Consider the following 1,916-nt stretch of genomic DNA (forward strand, 5'->3'; position numbering starts at 1 on the left):
CCAGGCGTTACCTGGCACCTTGCCCTATGAAGCCCGGACTTTCCTCCCCTGCTTTAGTCACGGAGACCTTGGCAGCAGCGATCGTCTGGCTCACTTCGAGCGCGCATCTTAGCAAAAAAATTCACTCATTGCTTGATGTTTTTTGAGCAATCAGTTTTTCATACTTCTGCATCAGCTGTTCTTGGCTTTCCGCATGGTTCGGATCGAGCGGAATGCAGTCCACCGGACAGAACAGCTGGCACTGCGGCTTGTCGTAATGCCCGACGCATTCCGTGCATAAATCAGGGTTAATCTCATAAATGATTTCACCCATAAAAATCGCCTCATTCGGGCATACGGGTTCACAGACATCACAATTGATGCATTCATCGGTGATATATAAAGACACTCTACCAGCCTTGTTGAAGTTTACGCTTAAACGCTTTTTCCACGTTTGCCGGAACAAACTTGGTGACATCGCCCTTTAAACGGGCTATTTCACGCACCAGCGTAGATGAAATAAATGAATACTGCTCTGAAGGCGTTAAAAATACGGCTTCAAAATGCGGGTCCAGCTGGCGGTTCATATTGGCCAGCTGAAATTCATATTCAAAATCTGACACGGCGCGCAGCCCGCGCAGCACCGCAGTCGCTTGCTGTTCACGGAAAAAATTCACCAGCAGGCCGTCAAATCCTACAAATTCAACATTACCCAAATGGCTGAGCGAATCTTTTGCCAGCTCTACACGCTCATCCAGGCTAAACAAAGGATTTTTATGATGCCCAATGGCAATCGCAACCACAACTTCATCAAACATCCGTGATGCGCGGGTGACTAAGTCAATATGGCCATTGGTAATTGGATCGAATGTGCCCGGATAAATTACGCGAGTTATAGACATCCATTTGTGCTCTGTTTATTTTGTAGAGCCTTATGTTAGCAAAATCTTGTTTTCTGGTGAAGAAACTCCATCAATTTAAAAACTTCACCTGCGTTCAAGTTCGGGTACAATAGCTACAAGTTTGGAAGTTTCTGATTATGTCGAAAGTAACTGTTGTTAAAAAAAATAACGGCGGAACCATTGCGCAGAACAAGCGTGCCCGCCACGATTATTTTATTGAAGAGAAATTTGAAGCTGGCCTTTCTTTGCAGGGCTGGGAAGTGAAGTCGCTGCGCGCCGGCCGCATGACCTTAACGGAAAGCTATATCACCTTCAAAAATGGCGAAGCTTTTTTATTCGGCGCGCAGGTGCAGCCGCTGCTCAGCGCATCTACCCATATTGTGCCGGAAGCCCGCCGCACGCGTAAGCTGCTGCTCAGCAAGCGTGAAATTGATAAACTGCTGGGCGCAGTCAATCAGAAAGGCTATGCCTGCGTGCCTTTGGCCTGTTACTGGAAAGGGCGCTTAGCGAAGCTGGAGATTGCGCTGGTGAAAGGCAAGCAGCTGCACGATAAGCGCGCAACCGAGAAAGACCGCGACTGGCAGCGTGACAAAGCCCGCATTATGCATAAATAATAAAAAGCCTCCATTCGGAGTAATGCTGATCAGTTAAGCGTAATTTCATTATTACTCATTGATAAATCTCCCCTACCCCCTCTTTACAAAAGAGGGGAATTCTTTTGAATTCAAGATCTTCCTGAATTTCAAAATACTCCCTCCTTTTTCAAAGGTGAGCAGCACTGCTGCGCAAGGGGAGGATTAAAAAATTCTTAACTGATCAGCATTATCCATTCAAAGGTTTTTTTATTTTCAGCATTCAAGTGCCCCCATTCGCACAGCTTAGGATCACCTTGCAGCTGAGCATAATTAAAGCAGCGCTACAATACCTCAAAGCCAATCATCCTTTGTCTTTAAGCAGGCTTCTTTCATAAGTCATTTTTAAACAATATTTAATTCACAATGGGAATTCCCTCTCCTTTTTAAGGAGCCTTGCGCA

At 45.8% G+C, this 1,916-nt stretch carries 3 protein-coding genes and 1 other RNA gene (1 of these 4 cut by a window edge); 1 reads left to right on the forward strand and 3 read right to left on the reverse strand.

Annotation, left to right across the window (positions count from 1 at the left end; all coding sequences use genetic code 11):
- The 3 genes from rnpB to coaD form a co-directional block, all read right to left on the reverse strand.
- Window positions 1-97: RNase P RNA component class A (gene rnpB, locus RSA72_RS14400), an RNA gene on the reverse strand; its annotated part reaches 226 nt to the left of the window's first position; the annotation flags it as partial.
- A 24-nt stretch (window positions 98-121) separates the two neighbouring features.
- Window positions 122-388, reverse strand: a complete 267-nt coding sequence (locus RSA72_RS14405) for a YfhL family 4Fe-4S dicluster ferredoxin (RefSeq protein WP_068912033.1) — start codon at window positions 386-388, stop codon at window positions 122-124.
- A gap of 1 nt (window position 389) precedes the next feature.
- Window positions 390-881 carry a pantetheine-phosphate adenylyltransferase gene (coaD, locus tag RSA72_RS14410; RefSeq protein ID WP_332624732.1) on the reverse strand — a complete coding sequence of 164 codons (492 nt, stop codon included), beginning with the start codon at window positions 879-881 and terminating at the stop codon, window positions 390-392.
- A gap of 137 nt (window positions 882-1,018) precedes the next feature.
- On the opposite strand from coaD, the gene smpB reads away from it, so the two are divergent.
- The gene (gene smpB / locus RSA72_RS14415; RefSeq protein WP_332624733.1) at window positions 1,019-1,495 is read left to right on the forward strand and encodes an SsrA-binding protein SmpB; all 477 of its coding nucleotides are present in this window, start codon (window positions 1,019-1,021) and stop codon (window positions 1,493-1,495) included.
- Window positions 1,496-1,916: the final 421 nt, after the last annotated feature.

The sequence above is a fragment of the Acinetobacter sp. genome (assembly GCF_036659555.1).
Lineage (GTDB): Bacteria > Pseudomonadota > Gammaproteobacteria > Pseudomonadales > Moraxellaceae > Acinetobacter.

What these genes read in the sequence shown, in the direction of transcription:
- coaD (WP_332624732.1), bottom strand. Translation starts at nt 881, where the DNA reads ATGTCTATAACTCGCGTAATTTATCCGGGCACATTCGATCCAATTACC.
- smpB (WP_332624733.1), top strand. Translation starts at nt 1,019, where the DNA reads ATGTCGAAAGTAACTGTTGTTAAAAAAAATAACGGCGGAACCATTGCG.